Here is a 22,953-nt window from a genome sequence, read left to right as displayed (position 1 = left end):
CTTGTCTAGAGATTGCCGACAAAAACGCCAGTGCCAAAGACACCCGTTGCATCCAATTGTTGCTTAAGATTCCGCATCAATTCAAGGGCGTTGCCGCGATAGTCCCAAGGATCGAGTTGCTGCTTGAGGTTCAGGGGGGCGGCTAAGACGGTGACATAGCCCCGTGGTAGCCCTTGGCGCAGCCTGAGAATGAGTTGACGGAGATGCTCCTCCTGTCCGTGGAGATAGGCGTAACCGACCCCTGCACTCATTTCGCCTCGGCACTCGCAGGCCAATTCCCTTGCCAACTGCTGAAGCTGGGTGAGAGCGGGCAACATTTCGCTTAGAGGCACACCGATTTTGAGAGTCACTTGATCGGGGGTGGGGTTGAGGGTAATGCCTAGAGGGGCTTGGGGTTCCAGTTGCAGATTATGGGTCTGGGCAATCTGACTCAGGCGATCGCCCAACGTACCCGCAGCAATCACTTCCCGCAGGGTATGGAATTCCAATTCCAACAGCAGCGTCCCCCGTGGTTCAAGGCGCAACACACACCGCGCGGGCGCAAGGGAACTCGTCAAAATCACCTCAAGTCCCTTGGCCAAAGCAGAGACTTCCCCCCGCAACTGCCAGATTTGTACCGCATCCGGCAGAGGATACACCCGCAGCGTCACCTCTGTCAGAATCCCCAGTGTGCCATAGCTGCCGATCAGGAGTTTCATCAGGTCGTAGCCGGCAACATTTTTGACCACCCGCCCTCCCGCTTTGACGATTTGGCCATCACTGCGAATGAACTTCACCCCCAACAATTGATCGCGCCATGACCCATACCGCTGCCGTAGTGTGCCATTGCTTTGGGTGGCCAAGCAGCCGCCAAGGGTGGCCGTTTCTCGAAAGAGGGGATCTGCGGCAATCCACTGTCCTGCGGGTGCTAGGTGGTGCTGGAGCTGCTGAAAGGGAATACCCACTTGGGTGGTGACGGTCATATCGGCAGCCGCATGATCAATGAGCTTCTGCCACGCCGTTGTCCGCAGAAAAATATCTGCCTTGGGGGTGTTCCCGAGCCAATTGAGTTTGGTGCCTGCTCCAATGGGCAACACTCGCCAGCCTTGGCGCCGGGCACAGGCAATCACTTCTGCCCCCGCTTCTGGGGTGGGGGGAGTCAGCAGCAGGGCTCGCTCAGGAAGGTAGGGGCGCAGGTGGGGGGCGCGATCGCCCAATTCAGCCACAGAATGGACGGCGGCATCCCCCAACAGTGCGCTCAGTGTGCGTTTCATGGATTACGGGTGGGCAGTTCAAAAACAAACCCTTCGTAGTATAAAAGTTGACCGTCCTCACTTTTGACCGGGCGGGCACATTCACAGATGGTTGTGATCGTTTGATCCGCGCGATACACCTTGGAAACCAAGTTGCGCACAAAGCCACGAGTTTCAATTTGTTGTTGGAATTTTTGCCAACTGCTGTCATCCACATAGGGTCGCTGGTTGTGGTGTTCAAGATCCGCTAGCCAATCTTCGGCATCGGCATAGCCATAGATGCGTGCCAAGGCATTGTTGACTTTGAAGTAAACCCCCTCGGGCGAACTTTGGTAAATCCCGACCACGGCTTCCTCAAACATCTGCCGATACTGTTCTTGCGCTGCTTGCAGTGAGGCAACCAAGTCGCGCCGCTCCTCGACAATTTCCTGCAACTGCTGGTTTTGCTTTTGCAAGAGGGCATTTTTTTGCCGCAGCTTCCGCTGCAGTAGCGCGATCGTCAACTGATTTTTTACCCGTGCCAGCACCTCCGCCTGCTGAAAGGGTTTGGTGATGTAGTCGGCGCCGCCAATCTCAAAGGCCTTGACCTTGTCAAAGACATCATCGAGGGCACTAATGAAAATAATGGGGATATGCTTGGTCTTGGGATTCTCCTTCAGGGTTTGACAGACCTCGTAGCCATTCATATCAGGCATCATGATGTCCAAGAGAATGACATCCGGGGGTTCGGCCTCAATCCCCATGAGCGCCATTTGGCCACTAATGGCACCGCGCACATCGTAGCCTTCCAGTTGCAGCAGCGTTGTGAGAACTTCAACATTTTCGGGGGTATCATCGACTATCAGAATGCGACCAGCCCCTGAATCAAAGAGGTCGGTGGTCATGCACGGGTCTCCCAATGGCGATCGTTTGTCAGCGCCCTGACACTCCCCATCCTATCAAAGTTTTTTCTGAGCGCCGGCGATCGCCGGCCACTTCCCAATTGGCAAGATCTCCAATACTTTATTTTTCTATAGTGATGATGGTGGCACACAGCGGTAAAGATAATCAAGGATAATCAATGACAACAAATTGGGAAAATTTTCGCAAAAACCTTGGGGAATGGCATGGCTCCTTTACGGCGGTCAGCCCTACGGGAGACGTGGGAGCGTCAGTGCCCTCGATTTTGATCCTTGCCGATACTGCTGACGGTCAACGGGTGCGCTTTGAACTGCGACGCTTTGGTAATGGCCTTGACCAGCCCCCTACGAGTGAAACGGTGCAGGAGTATGCCACCATTGGCCGCCAAAATGTCTTTTTTCCGACGGGGGCTTTTTCTAAGGGATCGTTGCAGGTGGCGCCCTTTGCCGAGTTTGGTGCGGAGTATGGCTTTGTCATGGGCGATCGCCGACTGCGGTTTGTCCAACTCTTTGACAAAAATCAGCACCTCCAATCCATGACTCTGATTCGCGAGTTTCGTGCCCACAGTAACGCCGTTGAACGTCCTCCCTTAACCGTGGATCAACTCCTAGGGGAATGGCGCGGTACCGCCTACACCGTCTATGCCGACTGGCGATCGCCCACGGAAACCCCGACCCAGCTGAGCCTTTGGCGCGAGGGCGATCGGCTCTACCAGCGGCTGCAAACCCCCGACCACGAGGTGAAAACAACGGCCACAATTGCTGGGTCGCGCCTACTCTTTACGGATACGGATCAACCCAAGCAGCTTTTGTTGCTCCCCGACGGTACCTCTAGCCTAACCCCCTTGCAGGTGTCCTTTCGTCACCCCTTTTTTGTGGAGGTGGGCTGGTTGTGGGCAGAAGGACAGCGGCAGCGCCTCATTCGCACCTATGGCGATCGCGGCGAATGGGTCAGTGCGACGCTCGTTGTCGAAGAACGGATAAGCTAAGCATCCCCAGCAAGAGGGGTAGCAACCAATCCCCATAGCGAGTGTAGAGGGTCTGGGTTTGCCGCCGCAAAATCGTTGCCGCATGAATCACAAACTCATCGGCATTGGAGAGCCAAACAGTTTCCCCTGTAGGCGCAATCACCGCAGAAAGACCCGTATTCGTGGAGCGCACGAGCCAGCGATCGCCCTCGACGGCACGCAACACATCATGGCCATGGTGCTGGGTCATCAGTTGGCGACGGTAGGGATCATTGTTGGCAACACTGAGGATAAACTGCCCCCCATGAACCAGTTGCCAGCGGCTGCGGTGGGAAAAGGCAGATTCAAAGCAAATCAGGACAACGGCCTTGCCCCAAGGGGTGGTAAAGACCTGATCAGGGTTCCCCGGCAGGAGGCGCGATCGCAACGTGGATAACCGCTGTACTACCCCCGCCAGCCAATCGGGAATATATTCCCCCAAAAGAACAAGGTTGACTTTGTTGTAGCGACTGTAAATCTCCCCCTGCCCATCGAGGGTCAGGAGCACCTGATGATGCCCTCCTGGCGTCTCCATGAATGTCCCTAACCACAGGGGAACCCCTGCCTCGCGAACAGCGCTGGTGATGGGATTGACTTGGTGTGGTTGCCACAAAATCGGCAGTGCCCCTTCCGGAGTCAAGACGGCATCAACCCCTAGAGCCACCAGTTGGCGATAGCCACGGGGATAGTCCTGCCAAGCGCGGCGGATACCCTCTGGCGTGAGCTTTTCCCGTGTCGGGATATTGCCTTGGATCAAACCCACCCGTAGGGGTTCCCCTTGATCCGCCATGACCCTAGCGCCTAAAACAGCATTGAGGGCGATCGCCCCCAAAAGAGTAACAACGAGCCATCGCTTTGCCCATGTGTGCCGCTGCAGACTGAGGGTGACCAAGCCATTCACTGTCATCACGACTGCCGTAATCGTGGTGGGTCCCGCCAGACGACCCAGTTGAAGGAGTCCCGTTGGACTTTGGGTCAGGGATAAACTAATCCACCACAGGGGCGAATAGCTCCAGAGGGCTTCAAGGGCACACCAAAGGGTGACACCCCACAGAAGTTGCCAAGGGGCGGCCCGCCGCACCCCATAGCGTGCCATCAAAAAAGCCCAACTCCCACTCAGGACTGCCCCCCAACCACTCAGGAAAAGCCAAATCCCCCGCGAGATCAACCAACTGGGCACTGGCGCAATGCCAATCCACGTCAGGGGATGCAAATCCCACACCCAGACTAAGCTACTGCCGTAGAACCCTAGTCCCCAACACAGGCCGGCGATCGCTGCCCACAGTGGCGATAAAACCTGACACTGCCACCACAGGGGCATAATTCCTATGAAGGCCAAGAACCACCCGCTTACTGGCGGTAGCGCCAACTGTGTTCCCCAGCCCGCGATGCCTAAACCAACACACAGCAGCCACCTAGGCAATACTTTGGCGTTTGCGTTGCTCTTTGGGGGAAGGAGCCACATGCCAGTGTCCTGCTTTAATCAGTTCCCGTTCCAGTAAAGCAAAAAAGCGTTGGCGATCGCTGCCGCGCACAACGGCTAAATTGTGGGCTTCTGCTAATGCCACGGGGTAACCCCGCCCTTTTTCAATTTGTGCTGCCGTCAACGCAACTGCCTGTTGCCACAGGTCTGCATCCCGCGCCACCCATTGAGGAACTTCCAAACGCACCACTTCCGAGCCACCGTGGAGATAGGCAACGTAGATCTGATGTTCACCGTAATGTTCCAGAATGCGACTGCGGCTCCGCCAGAGGGGACTATACTGTTGCGGTGCCAAGTGTGCTTGCCAGAGGAGCACATCCCGCAGGGGATCAAAGACTTGACAAGGGGGGCGATCGCGAGTCGCCTCGATGCCAGTCTGACTTGTCTGACCACAGTGGAGGGCACAGTTGGGTTCAGGGTAGGGGCAAACCCCCAAGCGCAGAAAATTCACCGTTTCATGACTGCGGGAGGCGCTGACATAGCCCACCAAGGGAATTCGCTTCGCGCGCAATTCATCCCAAGCAGCTAAAATGGGCGTCAACAATTCCTCACGCACCATTGGCGGCAGTGATTCCCACGCCCAGAAAATCAGTGAACCATCCACGAGTGCTAGGCTGGGGGCTTTCTTGTTTTGCGTTTGAATGAGTTCAACAAGGGCAAGAATTTCCGCTTGAGTGCGGCGGTAGCGTAACCAATCCTCTATGGTGAGTCCCCAACCCCGCGATCGCCCCAATTCATCGGGGTCATAAACCAACTGCGGCACACTATCTAAATGGGGGCGTTGCCCTTGACCGTAGGCGATCGCCACCCGTCCCACATTAATCAAATAGCAATAGGCAATTTCGTGGTGACTGGGGGCAATTTGCGAGCCATCGGTGGCAAAAATTGTGTGTGACCTTGGGGCAGGGGGGACAGCGTGCTTCACCGTCAGGGATTCAATGGGTTCAGCAGCATTAAAGGGAAAGGACTCGCCCCACGCTTGGATGGCTTGGCGATAGTGCTCTAAATTTTCTGCCATCGCTGTCAACACTTCGAGGGCACGGGCTTGTTTTTGTTGGCTGGCGATCGCCCCTTGGCGGATCACTTGACCCACCGTTCCCATTTGAGCAGCCACTTTGACGAAGTCCAACACTGTTTTCGTATCTGGAGATACAGCTGTCCTGAAGACCTGCTCCAATACTAAATCTAAACAACATCTCAATAATTGCTCATGGGTACTGAGTTACAGGTGAGCACACTGCTAATCGTTGGAGTCCGTCCCTATGCCGAAGACCCTGTTCAAAGTAGATTTGACTAAGCCCATGGATCAGCAAGAACTGCCGGGGCATAATCACTGGCATCCAGAGATCCCCGCAGTGGTTTCAGTCAATCTCGGTGATGAAAGATGCCCCTTTATGAGTTTCGCTGCTCTACGTGTGGCATTTTTGAGGAATGGCGATCGCTCGCCCAATCTAGTGAACCCGCCTTTTGTCCAGAGTGTCAGCAGCTTGGCCGACGTATTTTTCCGTACCAGCGGTAAATCTCTCTTCTTCCTTACCCCGACCCTCGCGGGGGAGTGACCCAGAACTGGTGCAGCGATCGCCCCAAGAACCCAAGCCTCCCCGCTTTCAGCAGCACTCCTGTGGTCGCCCGTGGATGCTCAACCACTAATTAACCGCTCACACAGGATGAGGTGAGCATTTTTGCCGCTTTTTCAGCCTTGGCTAAACTGACATCCGAACATCTAGCTTCTCTTAAAAGAGCTGTACTGGCCACGCTGAATTCGTGTGAAGAGATCCCTCTGAAAAGAGCTGTATTAAGATTTATTACAATTAGGAGTTTCGCGTAACTTCAGCTATTGTGAGAGGTACTGTCAAGAGTAACGGATGTATGTCCTTGAAAAAACGGCAGCCCTTTTCTGAAATATGTCATAACATATTGTGCCTAAACACAATAAGCACAAAAATGTGTGACCCGTCCTACAGCGGCGTTGGCTGCTGCAAGGATGTTCGATCCCTGTGAAAGGGGCTGTACCCAATTGATGTCCCATTGTTGTTGAAAGTTGATGATTTTCTACTCGTAGGGGCAATCATGAGAATTGGTGAATTACTACTGAAGGCGGGGTTAATTACACGAGGCCAACTCCAAGTCGCCTTAATGGAAAAAAGCATTTATACCAACTTGCGCTTTGGTGAAATTGTTGCCCTCCATGGTTGGTTGCCCCAAAAAACCATTGACTTTTTTGTAGAAGAGTGGCCAAAACTGATCCAAGACAAGGAAAAACGGCCGATTGGTTTTTACCTGAAAAAGGCAGGCTTATTGACGGAAGAGCAAATAAAACAAATTCTCAAGGAGCAGTGGCAGGTGAACTATCGCTTCGGTGCCTTGGCTGTCCTCAATGGCTGGGTAAAACAGGAAACAGTAAACTTCTTCCTAGAATACGTCAACCCCAATGCCCTCAAAGAAAGGACGCGCATCGAGAAGGCTACACTGTCGGATATCAAGCGCCCAACTCCCCAAAGTCGCAAGCCTTCAAAACAATCCCTTGCCTCCCTGAAGAAGGTGGCCGATCCAGAGGACTTGGCGGAGATCGATCTCGATCTTGATTTTGATCTTAATGAGATTGAATGGCTAAGTTAGGCCAAGTGCAGCCATTGCTTGACGCCCTAGGCTGAAATAAAAAACTCGCACCAGAGATAACTCCCATGCGAGTGCCGTTACGAATCAGTCTTGAGAGAGGACAATCACACCCCTGTGCTAGCTCATCGTGGCATGACTGCGATCGTAGCTTGTCCAGACATGGGGCTTAATTTTGCCCTGAATTTGGTTCCAATAGTGACCTGCGGCCGCAGGTAATCCCATTTGGGCAATCATTCGCGTGAGGAGGGATTGTTCGCGGTTTTTGATCACTTGGTGGTGATGGGTGAGAATGACCCGCGAAAGTTGATTGAGATCAAGCGCTGGCATATTCACTTCCTTGGCTGTGTTGGCAGCAGTGGTTGCTGTCGTATTCACAGCTTCCGTTTGACCCGTACGGTAGACCACACCGCGATAGATTAAATCCCGCACAGGTTGAGCCGGAGGATTCACTGCTCGAGTGCAGTGGTAGTTCCAACCCCGATATTTGGCTACAACATCGGTTGCTTCAGTACGGACTGCCGGAGGAACGTAGTCGTATTGAACGCCGCGATAGGTGAGTGTAGTTGTCATCATCATCGCCCCAAATGATGTACTGGCTAGTTGTTGTCAGCTGAGGCGCGTTCCTTCGGGACAATTGCCCTACTTCCGTCTTCGCTATTCACCTAAGTTTTTTGGTGGTTAATAGCAAAGATGAACGATTTATTTCTGTATCTAATTTAACAGTTTTGCCACTATGAGTGCAAGTGGTTACAAAAATTTACACTAGAAACCTTCTCTTTTGTGCCAGAGGTGCCCTGATCAGGGGAGAACTAACCTAAATCACCTAAATCTGAGCGGCGTTGGTGAGAATAATGTGGCGATCGCGATCGTAGGTGAGCCACTGCTCCTTTTTGAGTTTGCCCAACAGACGTGTGATGGTCACTCGACTTGTGCCAATCGCCGTTGCCAGTTGCTGGTGGGTGAGGCGAACACTATAGCGAGTGCCGAGGGGATGGGGTTGACCAATTTCTTGCTTCAAAAGCAAGAGTAAATGGCGTAATCGCTCCTCAATCCGGCGATGGCTGGTAATTCCTAAAAGACCTTCCGCTTGCCGTAGGCGACGAGCCAGACCCCGCACAAGGCTTTGGGTCAAGTTGGGTGAGGATTCTACCTCCACCAGTGTAAAGAGCATCAACTCTGCCTTGGAAAGTGCCTTGGCTTGGTAGGCCGTTAAACTGGTCAAGGGTAAACCAAAAGCAGTACCGGGTGTGGCCAGTCCCACCACCACTTCTTCACCATCGGGGTGCAAAAGGTTTAACAGCACGACGCCCCGGCTCACTAGCCAAATGCGCTCTGGCTCCATCCAGATGCTGTCCCCCATGCCAAACGTGTGTAGTCGAGAGGGGCAACGCCAGCGTCCATCCACAGGGGGAGTGATTGCAGCGGTGGAGACGTTTGCCATGGCAGTAGAACCTCAAGCAAAGGAACCAGCCCTTAGGTGTGTGCCTGAGAGATGGGTGGTTTTTCCAACATTCCCAGTGCCTGTGTTCTGGGTAACGTTAGCAACAACCGCCTATTAGACTAAGGGGTAAATGTAAAAATCAGATGATGGCTCCTTGATCATTTGGTTAAGGCTTGCCGCCCAGCACAGAGATGGCCTCCAATAAACCGCGAGCTTTGTTCAAGGTTTCTTCGTATTCCCGCTGCGGATCGGAATCCGCAACAATACCAGCACCGGCTTGGACGTGAATGAGGTGTTGGTGGTCGCTTAGCAGTTGCACCACCATCGTGCGAATAGCGATCGCGGTATTGAGTTGACCTTCAAAGTCATAGTAACCATAGGCACCAGAGTAGGGGCCACGGCGGCAGCCCTCCAATTCATAGATGATTTCCATGGCTCGAATTTTGGGGGCACCACTGACGGTTCCAGCCGGAAAACAAGCTTGGAGCAGATCCCATGCCGTTTTATCGGGCAATAGTTCGCCGACAACATTACTCACAATATGCATGACGTGCGAGTAGCGTTCAATCACCATAAACTCCTCGACGGTGACACTCCCCTGACGACACACGCGCCCCAAATCATTGCGCCCCAAATCAACGAGCATGACGTGTTCGGCCACTTCTTTGGTATCGGCAAGGAGTTCTGCGGCGAGCTGCTGATCTTCGGCGTAGGTGTGACCCCGCTTGCGGGTACCGGCAATGGGCCGGACAGTGGCAAGGAGAGACCCACGTTTTTCAGGATGGTGTTCGGCTTTGACCATGACTTCTGGGCTAGAGCCAATGATCTGCCACGTGCCAAATTGAAAGTAGGCCATGTAGGGGGAAGGGTTAATCAGGCGCAAGGAGCGATAGAGGGCAAAAGGATCGCCGCTGTAGGTGGCACTGAGGCGTTGGGAGAGAACGACTTGGAAAATATCGCCCGCACGGATGTAGTCCTTGGCCCGCGCCACATTGGTACAGAAGGCTTCGGGAGTGATGTTGCTGGTATAACTAGGGGTCTGGCGACTGGGTTGCCAGTGCAGCTGGGTGGCCGCAGCGGGAATCGGAGTTCGCAGTTGACTCAAAAGCCGCTCTAGGCGATCGCTGGCATGGGTATAGGCCGTTTTCAAGTCCGTCTCACGGGTATCAGCATAGACCACTGCCCAAATTTTCCGCTTCACCTGATCAAAAATCAGGATTTGATCCACCTGCATCCACACGCCATCCGGCAAATCCTTTTCAGTGGCAGGATGAATCGGAACCCGCGGCTCAATCCACTGAATCAGTTCATAGCCCCAAAAACCAAAAAGACCGCCAATGCCCCCCGGCAGTTGTGGTAGCTTCACGGGTTGATAGGGGGCAAGGCAATTGGCCAAAATTGTGAAGGGATTGCCCGTAAATGTGGTGAGTGAGCCATCGCGATGGGTTTGGGTGGTTTGGTTGCCCCGCGTTTCTAGTACCCAGAGCGGATCACAACTGAGGAGGCTGTAGCGAGCCAATTGTTCACCCCCCTCGACGGACTCGAGCAAAAAGTTGTAGGGGCGATCGCGACAGACCCGATACCAAGCCGATACGGGCGTGTCCATGTCCGCCACCCACTCCTGATAGATGGGGATGAAGTTACCCTGCTCAGCAAGCTGACAAAAGGTCTGAAAATCGGGGTACATGGTCGCGTCTGTGAAAACCTTTCTATTTTCTCCCTAAAGGGGGGCAACAGCAATCTCAACGCCAAGGGTGAGGTGCTTTTGGGGTGGCACGTGCAGGAGATCTACCCCCGTATTCAAGGCATTGCGGGGGGCAGTCCAAGGTTCTAGACAGTAGTAGGGTTTGCCCTGAACCGTCCAAAAAACAAGGGTTGTAAACGCTGTATCGTAGCGCAGCGTCAGGCAGTACTGTTGTTGCAGATCACAGACGCGAGCCACTTGACCCGTGAGGGGACGACAGGCCAAATCCAGTTCTGCCGCATGCCAGTCAAACGTGCCGCTAAAGGTGAGGGGTTGTTGCGTTTTCTGATCCACCATGGCATGGATTGGCAGGTCAAACTGCAATTGCTGCTTGTCAGCAACGGCAAAGTAGGGATGCAAGCCAAAGCTAAAGGGCAAGGGGGTGTCACCGGGGTTAGCCACCTCAAAGGCGATCGCCAAGGCATCAGCAGCAAGGGTGTAGGTTAAGGTCAGATGAAAGGCAAAGGGATAGACTTGGCGCGTGGCTGGCGTATCCTGCAATCCCAGCGTCAAGAGATGTTCCTGCTGATCTAACACCTGCCATGGCAAATCCCGTGCAAAGCCATGCTGCTTGAGGTGATAGGTTTGGCCATTGTGGTGAAATGTATCCTCGGGCAAATTGCCACAAATGGGAAAGAGAATGGGAATACCGCCACGCACGCTTAACTGCGGGTTGGCAAAGCGCTCCCGATCCAAGTACAGCAGCTCATGACCTTGCCACTGCCAGCGGCTAATCAGGCCACCGCGCTCTGGAATTACTTCAACGCGAGTACGTTCGGCGTGGAGAGTATAGGGCATTACCATAGCTGGACAGTACGCCTGCTTTTTAGGATACACTCGCGACTACGCTAGAATAGCGGCAATGCCCTTGGAGGGAGGCCAATGTCCCTAAGATTTACCCTAAACCCCACCCTGCGTTTTTGGTTCAGTGTGTTGCTGGTAACTTGGTTACTGGGGCTACTGGGGCTAGGCTGGTTAGTGCAATCCTTTCTGGTGCTGTTTTTCATCTTGATGTTGACCCCTGTACTCCTTTTTGCAGGGTTACAACTTTGGTTTCGCTGGAAGTTGGTGACGGCGGCTTGCCCAGTGTGTGGCTTTGAATTTAGTAGTTTGAAGAATACCCAAACCCAATGCCCCGCCTGTGGCGAAATCCTGATGGTGCGCGATCGCCAGTTTCAACGCTTGGCTCCCCCCGGCACCATTGATGTCCAAGCAGTAGAAGTCAGTCACTCAGTGATTGAGGACTAGCCACAGTGGTATGATTAGCCCAAGATTGTTGGTCGCTGGCAAGAGGCCCGATGCGACAATCCCTGTCTATGCTTAGATTTGTTACAGGATGCCCTATGCGACAACTGAACTTCTTGATGATATTTGTCATTGGCTTGGGCTTAGTTCTCTTTAGTATTCAGAATACCGAACCCGTAAGTATTAAGTTCTTTGAAGGGAAAGTGATTCAAGCCCCATTGTGCATTGAACTCATCGTGGCCATGGGCATTGGTGCCGTCTTTGCTTGGGTCTTTAACGTCTGGGTACAGGTGCAGCGCATCTTTACAATCCGGGTGGAAATGGAAGCCCGCGATGAGCAAATTGCCCACCTTGAGGAGGATGTGGAACGCTACAAAGCTGCCCTTGAGGAGCAACAACGCCTCTTGCCCAGTGTCAGCAGTGCCTCGACGGAAAAGTAGCCGAGAGCCTTGAAAATTCGTTAGGCTAGGAAATGATTAACTTTTGTTATTTTGTGTTAATCGGCGTGTCCTATGGCTACCTCTCTGGCTGTTGAAAAGAAAAAGTTAAAAAATCCGCCCCTGCAATTGCACTATTTGGGCGATCGCGTGCTGCGTCAACCCGCCAAACGGGTCAGCAAAGTGGATGACAGTATCCGCGATATTGTGCGGAAAATGCTGCAAACCATGTACAGTGCCGATGGCATTGGCTTGGCGGCACCGCAGGTGGGCATCAATAAGCAAATTCTTGTCATTGATATTCATCCCGATGACCCCGAGGCAGAACCGTTGGTGATGATTAACCCGGTCATTAAGGACTTCAGTGAAGACCTTGAAGTCTGCCAAGAGGGCTGCCTGAGTATTCCGGGGGTGTACCTAGAGGTGCGTCGTCCGGCCATGGTGGAGGTGGCCTACAAAGATGAGTGGGGGCGTCCCCAAGTCATCATGGCGGGTGGGCTACTGGCGCGGGCGATCCAGCATGAAATTGATCACCTGACGGGGGTGATGTTTGTCGATCGCGTCGAGAACCAAGCCCTACTGCGCCACGAACTCAAAGAGCATGGGTTTACCGCCAGTGCCGTGCGTCCCATTGCTGCCTAACCCTGAGGATCATCGTCTGTGGCCAAGAGTTATCTATACCTACTGGGTGCCTGTGTGGCAGCGATCGCCACGGTGGGTTGTGTTTTTGAACTGAGTTCGGGAGAAGCCCAGTTGGGAACCCTTCCAACTACCGTGATTTTGCTCCTCAGTGTGCCCCTTGGTTTAGTAGCCTTTGTAACGGCGGTGCGCCTTGCCCGTGCCAGCGATCGCCCCTGATGGATTGGAATCTGCTATGACGCTCACCTACCCTGACGACCTGCAATATCTCGACAGCCATGAGTACCTGCGCCTTGAGGGCGATACAGCCACCCTCGGCATTAGTGCCTTTGCCGTCGATCAACTGGGGGATATTGTCTTTGTTGAGTTGCCTGCCGTTGGCGATGTCCTAGAACCCGGCGAACGCTTTGGCACCATTGAGTCGGTCAAGGCCGTTGAGGATCTCTATGCACCCCTCGCCGGAACCGTGATTGAGGTCAATCAAGCTGTCATTGACAACCCAGAGCAAATTGCTGCCGATCCCTATGGGGAGGGGTGGTTGGTGAAGGTGCAAGTCAGTACCCCCCCTACGGGACTCCTCTCAGCAGCGGATTATCGTGCCCTTGTGGAAGGAGCGTAGGTGCTAACAAGCAGCCTGCAAGTCCTTGTGGATGGATTGGCCACAGGGAGTGTTTATGCCATCTTTGCCCTCGGCTATACCCTTGTCTTCTCGATTTTGGGCATCATCAACTTTGCCCACGGTGCTGTTTTTGCCATTGGCGCTTATCTCACCTATGCCCTCTTAGGGGGACGCTTTGGCTTTAATGGTCTGTTGGCCAATGGACAGCTTCCCGTTGCCTTACCCTTTGCGCTGGCCTTAGTTCTCAGTGCCCTTGGCTGTGGCCTGTTGGGGGTTGGCATTGATTGGGTCGTCTTTCGACCCCTGCGGCAACAGCGCGCCGATACCCTCTTGACCGTGGTGGCCAGCCTTGGGGCGGCTGTTCTCCTCACCAACCTGATCCAGTATTTGGTGGGTGCCGAAGTCTATACCTATCCCGATCAACTCTGGGGGAGATTGCCCCTCACCCTGCGGTTGGGGGACATTGCCCTGCGCACTAGTCAATTTGTCATCTTTGCCGTGGCCGTGGCTTTGATGATTGCCCTGACCTATTGGGTCAAAGGGACGCGCATGGGGAAAGGATTGCAAGCGGTGGCCGAAAATCCGACTGCCGCGACATTACTGGGCATTGATAGCGATCGCATTATTCAAGTGACGTTTTTTGTCAGCAGTGCTTTGGCTGCCGTTGCTGGTACCCTCGTCGCCTTGAGTGTCGGGATTACGGGGCCGCAGTTTGGGGTGATCTTTGGTCTCAAGGGGTTAGCGGTGATTGTTCTGGGGGGCCTAGGGAGCTTACCGGGGACAATGTTGGCGGGTTTTTTGCTGGGACTAGTGGAGGCAATGGTGCCTGCCGCTGCTTCGGGGTTTCGGGATGCTGCGGCCTTTGCGATTCTCTTTCTGGTGCTGCTTGTGCGCCCCCAAGGACTGTTGGGGCAGCCCCCAGTGGAAAAAGTTTAAGGCTGTTGAATTAGTAGTTGACTGCTGTGGCTAGAGCCGTACTACTGGCGGGCACTAATTCCACCTTCAAACTGACGCCAAATTGGCTTTCAAAGGGTTCTTTTTTGTAGTTGACACTCCAAATTTCCAGTTCACAGCGATCGCTCGGATCAGCGGGATGTACCTGCACACAAAACTCCCGTTGTACAGCGCGCCACTCACAGGTCATGTGATCCACTGCCCCAATTTGTCGCCGATCCAAGGCCGAAGCCAGCCGTAGAATCGCACTCAGTTGCTCGACAATTTGCCGTTCTCGCCGTCCCACCAGTTGGCGGAAGTTTTCATGCTTTTTCTTGGGGGGACTCTTGCGGTGATAGCGACAGAGGTTGGCAATGATCTCGATTTCCGTATCGGTGTAGCCGAGCAGACCCCCATGGCGCACAAGGTAGTAGGAATGTTTGTGGTGGGCAGAATGGCTGACGTAGTGACCGGCATTGTGGAGAATCGCTGCTGCCCAGAGGAGTTCTCGCTCTGCTTCTGTCCAGTTGTGGAGAATCCCTTGGGTGCGATCAAAGAGCGTCAGGGCGAAATCGGCCACCCGTTCACTGCTGGCAAGATTGACATGGAACTTTTGCGCCAAACTGTAGGTACTGCGCTGACGCACCGAGCTTTGATAGCGGAGGCGGTCTTCAATCAGGCCGTGGGTAAGCATCCAGTCCACAATGATGCCTTCCCGCAGGGCGCGATCGCAGGTGATCAGGCTGGTTTGACCAAGCATCTCCATGGCCTCAGCGAGAATCACTGCCCCTGCAACAATAATTTCAGCGCGCCGCTCCGACATCCCCAAGAGTTGACAGCGCTGGTTAAAGTTTAGTCGCCGCAATTTGGCCACAAGTGCCTTTAAGTCCCCTAGCGTCAGTTCATAGCCGCGTAGGGAGGGGGGACAAGCACCAAGGCGATCGCAGGTGTGAATCATCATCAGGCTTTCAATCGTGCCTGAGGTACCCACCAATTGCGGTTTTTCATGGGGGCCAAGCTGCTGCCGCAGGTCTTCAACGGCACGATCCAACATTCCCCGTACATAGGCGCGCAGGGCCGCGTAGTCCTGATCGCTAATGGGATCGCTTTTGACAAATAAGTCCGTCAGGCGTACTGCCCCCACTTTGGTACTGCTGAGGTAGCGGGGTTCATGACCATCCCCCAAGATTAACTCTGTGGAGCCACCGCCAATGTCAATGATGATGTGGGGCTTGCCGTTGAACTCTAGCCCCGAGAGCACGCCCAAGTAGATGCGCCGCGCTTCCTCTTCGCCGGAAATCAGATCAATCGTCAGGCCGGTCTCTTCCTTGACCCGCTCTAAAAACTCGCGACCATTGGGGGCTTCGCGCACCGCACTGGTGGCCACGCCAATAATTTCTTCGGCCTTCAGACCTGTGGCCAGTTCACGACAGCGGCGCAGGGTGGCGATCGCCCGCTTCATCGCTTCCTCTGTCAGTTGCCCCGTAATTTGGCAACGTTCCCCCAGCCGCACCATATCTTTTTCAGCAGCAATGATTTTGAAACTGGGTAAACTGGGCTGAATTTGCACCACCACCATGTGAATTGAGTTTGTCCCAACATCAATGGCCGCTAGAATGCGATCGCTGAGATTCACTGCTCGCCACAGGTGGAGATGTTGTTCAGCCGTCATTGGACTTGTAATAAAGGAGACAAACACCCCCTATCCTACCCTAAGTGTTTCCCGTTAGATGATCCTTAATCTTGGCAGCAATACGCGAGCCTAAATAATCGGGAATCACACTGCCATTGGGTCCCAGCAGATAGAGTAACAGTCGCACCCGTCCCTGCCAAAGCATAAAGTTGATATTCACCACCAGCAATTCCTCTTGCCAAATGGCATGCATTACCTTGTAGAGCAGGGCCGGATGATTCGCGGACTCCACCAACAGTGCCGGCAGATGAAAGACCTGATCCTGATAAAAGCTGGTGGTAATTTGCGGCAGGCCTTCGTTGAGGTTAAACTCCATGGCCAGCATTTCCTCAACGGCAAATTCACCACTGAGGGTCTGTTGGAGGGCACGGCGCACGCTTTCACTACGCTTTTTCGTCAGGGGTTTGCCCTGCTCTGAGAGCACCAGTTTGACAAACACCAGCATCGGTGGTCGCACATGGCCATAGAGCGAGACATTGTGAATTGTCAGCTTGTAGGCGGCCATCACCCCAAAGAGATCACTGAGCAGGTAAGAGTGATTGCGGTGGGCAAAGTGGAGAACAGAGCGATCGCCCTCAGGGACAATCTGAATCACCGCCTGATTGGTCTTATGAATTTGAAACCCCAGTTTCAGGTTTTGCAGTTGCACATCCCGACCAACAAATTGCTCATAAAAGTCCGGAAAGGAGCGGTTGAATCGCTTCAGGACATCAAGGTTACGCAGTTGAAAATCGGAAACCATGGGTGAGAGTCGCTATACTATAGCCTAGGCCGGGTTACACTTGGTCGTTTCCCCATCTCCAGCATACTTGCATGAGCTTCTGGAAATCGCTGTTCAATTCGCAACCGACTGCCAGCGCCACCACGACGTCCCCTAGTGTAGGTTCTCAGGTAGAGCGGGACAATGGCAGCGAAAGCCAAATTATTTTCAGCAAAGAAAAAGATATTGATGTCTATGAACTCGAGGAACTTTGTGATGCCGTGGGCTGGTCGCGCCGCCCCATTCGCAAGGTGAAAAAAGCAATTCAGCATAGCTTTTTAGTGATCTCGATGTGGGAGCAGCGGGGTGCCTATCGTCGCCTCATTGGTTTTTCGCGTGCGACCTCGGATCACGCCTTTAATGCCACGATTTGGGATGTGGTCGTGCATCCAGAGTTTCAGGGACGGGGGCTGGGCAAAGAATTAATGCGGCAGATGATCAAAGAACTGCGCAGCGAGGACATCAGCAACATTACCCTCTTTGCGGATCCCCATGTGGTCGACTTTTACCGTCAGTTGGGTTTTCGCCCGGATCCCGAGGGGATTAAGGGGATGTTTTGGTACCCCAATTCCCGCTAGGCTCGATAATCAATAACGTAGCCGAAATCATCCTTTGCCATGAGCCAAATCCCCCTCGTCACTGAGGCTGAGATTGCTGCTGAAGGCCTCAAGCCCCAAGAGTACACCGAAATTGTCCGCCGCCTTGGCCGCCATCCCAACCGCGCGGAATTGGGCATGTTTGGGGTGATGTGGTCAGAGCATTGCTGCTACAAAAACTCCCGTCCCCTGCTCAAGCAGTTTCCCACCCAAGGGGCACGGGTACTGGTCGGTCCCGGTGAGAATGCCGGCGTCGTGGACTTAGGGGATGGCTTGCGCCTTGCTTTTAAGATTGAGTCCCACAATCATCCCTCGGCCATTGAACCCTTTCAGGGGGCAGCGACCGGCGTGGGGGGGATTCTGCGGGATATTTTTACGATGGGGGCGCGTCCCATTGCCCTGCTGAACGCCCTGCGCTTTGGCGATCTTAAGGAAGCCAAAACCCAACAATTGGTGAAAGGAGTCGTGGCGGGTATTGCCCACTATGGCAACTGTGTCGGTGTGCCCACGGTGGGGGGCGAGGTCTATTTTGACCCTTGCTATGCCGGTAATCCCTTGGTGAATGCCATGGCCTTAGGCCTCATGGAAACCCCAGAAATTGTTAAATCGGGAGCGAGTGGCATTGGCAATCCGGTGCTGTATGTGGGATCTACAACGGGTCGTGATGGCATGGGGGGGGCAAGTTTTGCCAGCGCTGAACTCACTGATGAATCAATGAGCGATCGCCCCGCCGTCCAAGTGGGGGATCCCTTCATGGAAAAATGCCTCATTGAAGCCTGTCTGGAAGCCTTTCAAACGGGGGCAGTGGTGGCCGCCCAAGATATGGGGGCAGCGGGCTTGACCTGCTCGACTGCGGAAATGGCTGCCAAAGGCGGTGTTGGTATTGAACTGGACTTGGACAAAGTGCCCGTACGGGAACAGGGGATGGTGCCCTACGAGTTTCTCCTTTCGGAATCCCAAGAACGGATGCTCTTTGTGGCGGCGCAAGGGCGGGAAGCCGAACTGATTGAGATTTTCCATCGTTGGGGCTTGCAGGCGGTGGTTGTGGGTCGCGTCATTGCTGAACCGCTGGTGCGGGTGCTTTACCGGGGCGAGGTGGCCGCAGAGGTGCCTGCCCGTGCCCTTGCCGAAGATACCCCCCTCTATGAGCGACAGTGTCCCAGTGAGCCACCTGTCTATGTCCAACAGGCGCGGCAATGGTCGGTGGATCAATTGGCGCTACCGGCGCGATCGCCCGCGGAGATTTTGCTCACTCTTCTCGCCACCCCCAGTATTGCCTCTAAAGCATGGGTCTATCGTCAGTACGATCACGAGGTGCAAAACAACACCCTCGTCTTCCCCGGTGATGCTGATGCAGCGGTCATTCGCCTGCGGGGCACCTCCAAAGGGATTGCGGCGACGGTCGATTGCCCCAGCCGCTATGTGTATCTGGATCCCTACGAAGGCGGCAAAGCAGCTGTGGCCGAAGCCGCTCGTAATCTGAGTTGTGTGGGGGCAGAGCCTCTGGCCGTCACCGATAACCTCAACTTTGGCAGTCCCGAAACGCCCGTAGGTTACTGGCAGTTGGCCCATGCCTGCCGCGGTCTTGCGGAGGCCTGCCGGGCTCTACAAACGCCAGTCACGGGTGGCAATGTCTCCCTCTACAACGAAACAATTGATCGCAATGGCCAACCACAGCCGATTTATCCGACCCCCGTGGTGGGGATGGTGGGGTTGATTCCCGATTTGCAGCGGGTTGTCGGTCAGGGCTGGCGATCGCCCGGAGATGCCATTTACCTATTGGGGTTGCCTCTGACCACGCCCTTGAGTGATCCGCGCCTGAGCCTCGGTGGGTCGGAATACCTTGCCCAGATCCATGGCCTTGTGGCGGGGCGTCCACCTCAGATTGATTTAGACCTAGAGCAGCGAGTGCAGGCGGTGTGTCGCTATGGCATTCAGCAGGGGTGGGTTGCCAGTGCCCACGATCTCAGCGAGGGGGGCTTGGCCGTGGCCTTGGCGGAAAGCTGTCTCAGCAGCCAACGGGGGGCAACGATTCAATTGCCAGCGGGCACCTATCCGCGGTGGGATGTGCTGCTGTTTGCTGAAGGGGGGGCGCGCATTCTGGTTTCGGTGCCGCCAGCGGCACAGACGGTGTGGGAAGCCTATGTGCAGGCGCAACTGCCCAATGCTTGGACACGCCTAGGGGTTGTTAATGGTGAACATACAGAACTGTGTATTGACACCTGTGACAATTCTCCACTTATCAAGGTTACGATGGAAGAGTTAGCTCTTGCGTGGCGATCGCCCCTGCCGAAGTATTTGGACTAAATGACAGAACAACAATTTGCTGATAAGCCGGAAGAAGCCTGTGGTGTCTTTGGGGTCTATGCCCCGGGGGCGGATGTGGCTCGCCTCGCCTACTTTGGTCTCTATGCCCTGCAACATCGAGGTCAGGAATCGGCGGGAATTGCCACATTTGCGGGTGACACCGTCCACTGTTACAAGGATATGGGCTTGGTCTCCCAAGTCTTTGACGAAGAGATTCTTGGAGGGCTGGTGGGAGATTTGGCTGTCGGCCACAACCGCTACTCGACCACCGGTTCTAGTCGCATTGTCAATGCGCAACCCGTTGTGGTGGACACTCGCCTTGGGCCTTTGGCCTTAGCCCACAACGGTAACTTAGTGAATACCTACGCTCTGCGCGAACAAGTCCTAGCCTGTGATGCCCCTACGGCGGTGTTAGCCAGTACCACAGATTCGGAACTCATTGCTTGGGCGATCGCCCAAGCCGTGGCCACCGGTCAATCTTGGTCAGAGGGGATCATTACCGCTGCTCAACAGTGCCAAGGGGCTTTTAGTCTAGTGATGGGGACACCAGCAGGATTGTTTGGCCTGCGAGATGCCCATGGCATTCGTCCCTTAATGATTGGCCGCCTCATGGGTGAGACCACGCCCCATTACGTGCTAGCTTCTGAAACCTGTGCCCTCGATATTATTGGTGCGGACTATGTGCGGGAGGTGGAGCCTGGGGAACTCGTCCACATTAGTGCCGACGGGATTGGCAGTGTGCAATGGGCAGAGTCGCAACGCAAGCTGTGTATCTTTGAGATGATTTACTTTGCCCGCCCTGACAGTGTGATGCAGGGGGAGAGCCTCTATAGCTACCGGCAGCGGTTGGGACAGCAGTTGGGTTGCGAAGCTCCCGCCGAGGCGGACATCGTCATTCCTGTACCGGATTCCGGTATCCCTGCTGCCATTGGCTTTTCCCAAGCGACGGGGGTGCCCTACGCCGAAGGCCTGATTAAAAATCGCTATGTGGGGCGGACGTTTATTCAGCCCACCCAGTCGATGCGGGAGTCGGGAATTCGCATGAAGCTGAATCCGCTGCGGGATGTGCTGATGGGACAGCGGGTGGTGATTGTGGATGACTCGATTGTGCGGGGCACCACTAGCCGCAAAATTGTCAAAGCGCTGCGGGATGCCGGTGCAGTGGAAGTACATATGCGGATTTCCTCGCCGCCGGTCACTCACCCGTGCTTCTATGGCATTGACACCGATACCCAAGATCAACTGATTGCAGCCACCAAGTCCGTGGCTGAGATTGCCGCTCAGATTGGTGTCGATTCCCTGAGCTATCTCAGTTGGCAGGGAATGATTGCCGCCACTTATGATACGGGCGATCGCTTTTGTTCCGCCTGTTTTACGGGCAAGTACCCGATTAGCATCCCGGAGCCAGTGAAACGGCAAAAGTTGGTGCTTGAGCAAATTCCCCAATGAGTTTGGACTACGGTCACTGGCCTTCGATCCTCTCTGCTGCCGAAGTCAGTGCTGCGGCCACCAGTCTCAGTGAATTGCGCGCCACTCCCCTAGGTTTGGTGGGGTTAGAGCGGCGTCCCCAAGAAAAGGGGCGAGTAGTGCTGGTGCGTCAAGGGCAAGAACTTTTGGCTGCCCCTTGGAGTGCGCGATCGCGCGTGAATGAGTATGGCGGCGGTGCCTACTGGTACCACGGTGATCAGATTTACTTTGTCAATGATGCCGATCAGGGGATCTATGCCCTTGAGGAACCCAGCCCTCAGTTAATCTATCAAGCGGCGAATACGCGCTTTGCCGATGGTTGCGTCGATCCTTGGCGCGATCGCCTGTTGTGTGTCGAAGAGGCGCATTTTGCCGATGGCTCCAGCCAACAGTCCATTGTTGCCATTCACCTGTCGGGAAAACGGACAGTGCTGGTTCAAGGAGCGGGCTTCTATGCGGCGCCACGCTTGAGTCCAGGGGGCAACACCTTGGTTTGGTTGCAATGGTCAGCACCGCAGATGCCTTGGGATGGCTGTGAACTCTGGGGGGCAACCCTCAATGACGACGGCTCCCTTGGTACCCCCTACCGTATTGCTGGCAGCAGCGATGAATCGGTGCAGCAACCCCAATGGCAGGGAGAGACCCTCTACTACATCAGCGATCGCTCTGGCTGGTGGAATCTCTATCGTTACCGTGATGGCCGCCATGAACCCGTTTGGCAGGCCAGTTATGATGCCGGTGTGCCCCTGTGGGTCTTTGGTCAATCCACCTATGCTTTGGTGAACCCGGAAACGGTGGTGTTAACCTATAGCGATCGCGGCCTATGGCGGCTGGCAGTCGTCTCCCTAGCCACGGGTGAGTGGCAAACTGTCCCGACGGACTACACTGAGATTCATTCTCTCGTTCGCCTGAGCGATCGCGCCGTTGCCTTGATTGGCAGTTCGCCCCTGTTGCCCCCCCATATTGTTGAGTTCAATCTGGATGACGGCACCACCACACCGCTGCAACCCATTGCTTCTCCTCTGCCACGGGAGTGGATTTCCCAGCCCGAGGTGATGGAATTTCCGACGAGTGACAGCGCAACCGCCTACGGCTTTTTCTACCCGCCCCAAAATCCCCAAGTACAACCTCCGGCAGACTCACGCCCCCCCTTAATCGTGAGAAGTCATGGCGGGCCAACGGCAGCCAGTGGCACAGGTCTCGATTTGCGCATCCAGTTTTGGACTAGTCGCGGCTTTGCGGTGTTGGATGTCAACTATCGTGGCAGTACGGGTTATGGTCGTGCCTATCGCAATGCCCTGCGGGGACAGTGGGGCGTGGTGGATGTGGCGGACTGTAGCGCTGGGGCAGAGTATTTAGTTCGCCAAGGAAAGGTGGATGGCGATCGCTTAGCCATTCGCGGCAGCAGTGCTGGGGGCTATACCACTCTGTGTGCCCTGACGTTTACGACAACCTTCCATGTGGGAGCAAGTTACTACGGCATTGGTGATCTCCTTAGCCTGCTCAAGGAAACCCATGCTTTTGAAGCCCATTATTTTGATCAACTGATTGCCCCCTATCCCGCAGGGGCAGACCTCTACCGCCAGCGATCGCCCCTCTACCATGCGGATCGCCTCAGCCGTCCAGTGATTTTCTTTCAGGGGCTAAAGGATGTCGTTGTTCCCCCCAGCCAAGCGGAACAGATGGTAGCCGCCCTTCAGGCCAAGAGCATTCCCGTAGAATATTACACCTTTGCCGAAGAGGGACACGGCTTCCGCCAAAGCAGCACGATCGCCACCGCCCTTGAGGCAGAATTAAAGTTTTATCAAAGGCATTTACTCAACGGCTAGAAG

24 protein-coding genes, 1 pseudogene and 1 riboswitch are annotated in these 22,953 nt (G+C 54.6%); of the genes and pseudogenes, 15 read left to right on the top strand and 10 right to left on the bottom strand.

What is annotated here, in order from left to right; translation table 11 throughout:
* Positions 1-5: 5 nt before the first annotated feature.
* Positions 6-1,253, bottom strand: coding sequence for an FAD-binding oxidoreductase (locus RHH27_RS09915; RefSeq protein WP_302678182.1), 1,248 nt, complete (start codon positions 1,251-1,253; stop codon positions 6-8).
* The gene (locus RHH27_RS09910; protein WP_302678181.1) at positions 1,250-2,116 is read right to left on the bottom strand and encodes a response regulator; all 867 of its coding nucleotides are present in this window, start codon (positions 2,114-2,116) and stop codon (positions 1,250-1,252) included. The genes RHH27_RS09915 and RHH27_RS09910 overlap by 4 nt, the downstream gene beginning before the upstream one ends.
* Positions 2,117-2,292: 176 nt before the next feature.
* Here RHH27_RS09910 and RHH27_RS09905 point away from each other — a divergent pair, with 176 nt between their 5' ends.
* Positions 2,293-3,120, top strand: a complete 828-nt coding sequence (locus RHH27_RS09905) for a DUF3598 family protein (protein WP_302678180.1) — start codon at positions 2,293-2,295, stop codon at positions 3,118-3,120.
* Here the strand turns inward: RHH27_RS09905 and lnt are convergent.
* Positions 3,083-4,603 (bottom strand): apolipoprotein N-acyltransferase, encoded by a 1,521-nt coding sequence (gene lnt, locus RHH27_RS09900; protein WP_302678179.1) that lies wholly within the window; start codon positions 4,601-4,603, stop codon positions 3,083-3,085. The genes RHH27_RS09905 and lnt overlap by 38 nt on opposite strands.
* Positions 4,554-5,753, bottom strand: coding sequence for a DNA double-strand break repair nuclease NurA (locus RHH27_RS09895; RefSeq protein ID WP_302678178.1), 1,200 nt, complete (start codon positions 5,751-5,753; stop codon positions 4,554-4,556). The genes lnt and RHH27_RS09895 overlap by 50 nt, the downstream gene beginning before the upstream one ends.
* Before the next feature lie 130 nt (positions 5,754-5,883).
* On the opposite strand from RHH27_RS09895, the pseudogene RHH27_RS13315 reads away from it, so the two are divergent.
* The 4 genes and pseudogenes from RHH27_RS13315 to RHH27_RS09880 form a co-directional block, all read left to right on the top strand.
* A pseudogene (locus RHH27_RS13315) lies at positions 5,884-6,000 on the top strand (acetamidase/formamidase family protein); the annotation flags it as partial.
* 5 nt (positions 6,001-6,005) lie between these two features.
* On the top strand, positions 6,006-6,140 hold the full coding sequence (locus RHH27_RS09890; RefSeq protein WP_225901716.1) for an FmdB family zinc ribbon protein: 135 nt from the start codon (positions 6,006-6,008) through the stop codon (positions 6,138-6,140).
* Positions 6,098-6,271, top strand: coding sequence for a hypothetical protein (locus tag RHH27_RS09885; RefSeq protein ID WP_302679176.1), 174 nt, complete (start codon positions 6,098-6,100; stop codon positions 6,269-6,271). The genes RHH27_RS09890 and RHH27_RS09885 overlap by 43 nt, the downstream gene beginning before the upstream one ends.
* 420 nt (positions 6,272-6,691) lie before the next feature.
* Positions 6,692-7,240 (top strand): hypothetical protein, encoded by a 549-nt coding sequence (locus RHH27_RS09880; RefSeq protein ID WP_206199998.1) that lies wholly within the window; start codon positions 6,692-6,694, stop codon positions 7,238-7,240.
* Positions 7,241-7,357: 117 nt separating this feature from the next.
* On the opposite strand, the gene RHH27_RS09875 is transcribed toward RHH27_RS09880, so the two are convergent.
* From RHH27_RS09875 to RHH27_RS09860, 4 genes are all read right to left on the bottom strand, one after another.
* A complete protein-coding gene (locus RHH27_RS09875) occupies positions 7,358-7,810 on the bottom strand; it encodes a DUF4278 domain-containing protein (RefSeq protein WP_206199997.1) in 453 nt (150 codons plus the stop codon).
* A gap of 44 nt (positions 7,811-7,854) precedes the next feature.
* A riboswitch (Glutamine riboswitch) is annotated at positions 7,855-7,939 on the bottom strand.
* A gap of 124 nt (positions 7,940-8,063) precedes the next feature.
* Positions 8,064-8,681, bottom strand: coding sequence for a Crp/Fnr family transcriptional regulator (locus RHH27_RS09870; RefSeq protein WP_206199996.1), 618 nt, complete (start codon positions 8,679-8,681; stop codon positions 8,064-8,066).
* 166 nt (positions 8,682-8,847) lie between these two features.
* On the bottom strand, positions 8,848-10,368 hold the full coding sequence (gene trpE, locus RHH27_RS09865) for an anthranilate synthase component I (protein WP_302677743.1): 1,521 nt from the start codon (positions 10,366-10,368) through the stop codon (positions 8,848-8,850).
* Between the two features lie 33 nt (positions 10,369-10,401).
* Positions 10,402-11,229, bottom strand: a complete 828-nt coding sequence (locus RHH27_RS09860; protein ID WP_302678177.1) for an aldose epimerase — start codon at positions 11,227-11,229, stop codon at positions 10,402-10,404.
* A gap of 78 nt (positions 11,230-11,307) precedes the next feature.
* Between RHH27_RS09860 and RHH27_RS09855 the strand changes: the two genes are divergently transcribed.
* From RHH27_RS09855 to RHH27_RS09830, 6 genes are all read left to right on the top strand, one after another.
* Positions 11,308-11,673: a hypothetical protein gene (locus RHH27_RS09855; RefSeq protein WP_206199993.1), complete on the top strand. Its 366-nt coding sequence runs from the start codon at positions 11,308-11,310 to the stop codon at positions 11,671-11,673.
* A 95-nt stretch (positions 11,674-11,768) separates the two neighbouring features.
* The gene (locus tag RHH27_RS09850; protein ID WP_149818967.1) at positions 11,769-12,110 is read left to right on the top strand and encodes a LapA family protein; all 342 of its coding nucleotides are present in this window, start codon (positions 11,769-11,771) and stop codon (positions 12,108-12,110) included.
* A gap of 72 nt (positions 12,111-12,182) precedes the next feature.
* Entirely contained in the window at positions 12,183-12,749 is a 567-nt protein-coding gene (gene def, locus RHH27_RS09845; RefSeq protein ID WP_149818965.1) for a peptide deformylase, read from the top strand.
* A gap of 18 nt (positions 12,750-12,767) precedes the next feature.
* Positions 12,768-12,965, top strand: a complete 198-nt coding sequence (locus RHH27_RS09840) for a hypothetical protein (RefSeq protein ID WP_206199992.1) — start codon at positions 12,768-12,770, stop codon at positions 12,963-12,965.
* Positions 12,966-12,981: 16 nt separating this feature from the next.
* Positions 12,982-13,365: a glycine cleavage system protein GcvH gene (gene gcvH, locus RHH27_RS09835; RefSeq protein ID WP_206199991.1), complete on the top strand. Its 384-nt coding sequence runs from the start codon at positions 12,982-12,984 to the stop codon at positions 13,363-13,365.
* A complete protein-coding gene (locus RHH27_RS09830; RefSeq protein ID WP_302678176.1) occupies positions 13,366-14,301 on the top strand; it encodes a branched-chain amino acid ABC transporter permease in 936 nt (311 codons plus the stop codon).
* 10 nt (positions 14,302-14,311) lie between these two features.
* Here RHH27_RS09830 and RHH27_RS09825 read toward each other — a convergent pair whose 3' ends face one another.
* Together RHH27_RS09825 and RHH27_RS09820 are read right to left on the bottom strand one after the other, a co-directional pair.
* Positions 14,312-15,970 carry a Ppx/GppA phosphatase family protein gene (locus tag RHH27_RS09825; protein WP_302677750.1) on the bottom strand — a complete coding sequence of 553 codons (1,659 nt, stop codon included), beginning with the start codon at positions 15,968-15,970 and terminating at the stop codon, positions 14,312-14,314.
* A 40-nt stretch (positions 15,971-16,010) separates the two neighbouring features.
* The gene (locus RHH27_RS09820; protein ID WP_302677752.1) at positions 16,011-16,733 is read right to left on the bottom strand and encodes a hypothetical protein; all 723 of its coding nucleotides are present in this window, start codon (positions 16,731-16,733) and stop codon (positions 16,011-16,013) included.
* A gap of 71 nt (positions 16,734-16,804) precedes the next feature.
* On the opposite strand from RHH27_RS09820, the gene RHH27_RS09815 reads away from it, so the two are divergent.
* From RHH27_RS09815 to RHH27_RS09800, 4 genes are read left to right on the top strand one after another with little or no spacing between them, the layout of a single operon-like run.
* Positions 16,805-17,329, top strand: a complete 525-nt coding sequence (locus tag RHH27_RS09815; protein WP_302677753.1) for a GNAT family N-acetyltransferase — start codon at positions 16,805-16,807, stop codon at positions 17,327-17,329.
* A 39-nt stretch (positions 17,330-17,368) separates the two neighbouring features.
* A complete protein-coding gene (purL, locus tag RHH27_RS09810) occupies positions 17,369-19,654 on the top strand; it encodes a phosphoribosylformylglycinamidine synthase subunit PurL (protein WP_206199986.1) in 2,286 nt (761 codons plus the stop codon).
* Positions 19,655-21,103, top strand: coding sequence for an amidophosphoribosyltransferase (gene purF / locus RHH27_RS09805; RefSeq protein ID WP_206199985.1), 1,449 nt, complete (start codon positions 19,655-19,657; stop codon positions 21,101-21,103).
* On the top strand, positions 21,100-22,950 hold the full coding sequence (locus RHH27_RS09800) for a prolyl oligopeptidase family serine peptidase (protein ID WP_302678175.1): 1,851 nt from the start codon (positions 21,100-21,102) through the stop codon (positions 22,948-22,950). Before purF ends, RHH27_RS09800 begins: the two co-directional genes overlap by 4 nt.
* The last annotated feature ends 3 nt before the right edge of the window (positions 22,951-22,953 follow it).

This window comes from Thermosynechococcus sp. PP555, assembly GCF_031583225.1.
GTDB lineage: Bacteria > Cyanobacteriota > Cyanobacteriia > Thermosynechococcales > Thermosynechococcaceae > Thermosynechococcus.
The sequence above is the reverse complement of the archived record's forward strand: the minus strand, read 5'-3'. Positions and strand labels throughout refer to the sequence as shown.

Excerpts from the sequence above, each read along its gene's own strand:
- RHH27_RS09915 (WP_302678182.1), bottom strand. The coding sequence starts at position 1,253 with ATGAAACGCACACTGAGCGCACTGTTGGGGGATGCCGCCGTCCATTCT.
- RHH27_RS09910 (WP_302678181.1), bottom strand. The coding sequence starts at position 2,116 with ATGACCACCGACCTCTTTGATTCAGGGGCTGGTCGCATTCTGATAGTC.
- RHH27_RS09905 (WP_302678180.1), top strand. The coding sequence starts at position 2,293 with ATGACAACAAATTGGGAAAATTTTCGCAAAAACCTTGGGGAATGGCAT.
- lnt (WP_302678179.1), bottom strand. The coding sequence starts at position 4,603 with ATGTGGCTCCTTCCCCCAAAGAGCAACGCAAACGCCAAAGTATTGCCT.
- RHH27_RS09890 (WP_225901716.1), top strand. The coding sequence starts at position 6,006 with ATGCCCCTTTATGAGTTTCGCTGCTCTACGTGTGGCATTTTTGAGGAA.
- RHH27_RS09880 (WP_206199998.1), top strand. The coding sequence starts at position 6,692 with ATGAGAATTGGTGAATTACTACTGAAGGCGGGGTTAATTACACGAGGC.
- RHH27_RS09875 (WP_206199997.1), bottom strand. The coding sequence starts at position 7,810 with ATGACAACTACACTCACCTATCGCGGCGTTCAATACGACTACGTTCCT.
- RHH27_RS09870 (WP_206199996.1), bottom strand. The coding sequence starts at position 8,681 with ATGGCAAACGTCTCCACCGCTGCAATCACTCCCCCTGTGGATGGACGC.
- trpE (WP_302677743.1), bottom strand. The coding sequence starts at position 10,368 with ATGTACCCCGATTTTCAGACCTTTTGTCAGCTTGCTGAGCAGGGTAAC.
- RHH27_RS09860 (WP_302678177.1), bottom strand. The coding sequence starts at position 11,229 with ATGGTAATGCCCTATACTCTCCACGCCGAACGTACTCGCGTTGAAGTA.
- RHH27_RS09855 (WP_206199993.1), top strand. The coding sequence starts at position 11,308 with ATGTCCCTAAGATTTACCCTAAACCCCACCCTGCGTTTTTGGTTCAGT.
- RHH27_RS09850 (WP_149818967.1), top strand. The coding sequence starts at position 11,769 with ATGCGACAACTGAACTTCTTGATGATATTTGTCATTGGCTTGGGCTTA.
- def (WP_149818965.1), top strand. The coding sequence starts at position 12,183 with ATGGCTACCTCTCTGGCTGTTGAAAAGAAAAAGTTAAAAAATCCGCCC.
- gcvH (WP_206199991.1), top strand. The coding sequence starts at position 12,982 with ATGACGCTCACCTACCCTGACGACCTGCAATATCTCGACAGCCATGAG.
- RHH27_RS09825 (WP_302677750.1), bottom strand. The coding sequence starts at position 15,970 with ATGACGGCTGAACAACATCTCCACCTGTGGCGAGCAGTGAATCTCAGC.
- RHH27_RS09820 (WP_302677752.1), bottom strand. The coding sequence starts at position 16,733 with ATGGTTTCCGATTTTCAACTGCGTAACCTTGATGTCCTGAAGCGATTC.
- RHH27_RS09815 (WP_302677753.1), top strand. The coding sequence starts at position 16,805 with ATGAGCTTCTGGAAATCGCTGTTCAATTCGCAACCGACTGCCAGCGCC.
- purL (WP_206199986.1), top strand. The coding sequence starts at position 17,369 with ATGAGCCAAATCCCCCTCGTCACTGAGGCTGAGATTGCTGCTGAAGGC.
- purF (WP_206199985.1), top strand. The coding sequence starts at position 19,655 with ATGACAGAACAACAATTTGCTGATAAGCCGGAAGAAGCCTGTGGTGTC.
- RHH27_RS09800 (WP_302678175.1), top strand. The coding sequence starts at position 21,100 with ATGAGTTTGGACTACGGTCACTGGCCTTCGATCCTCTCTGCTGCCGAA.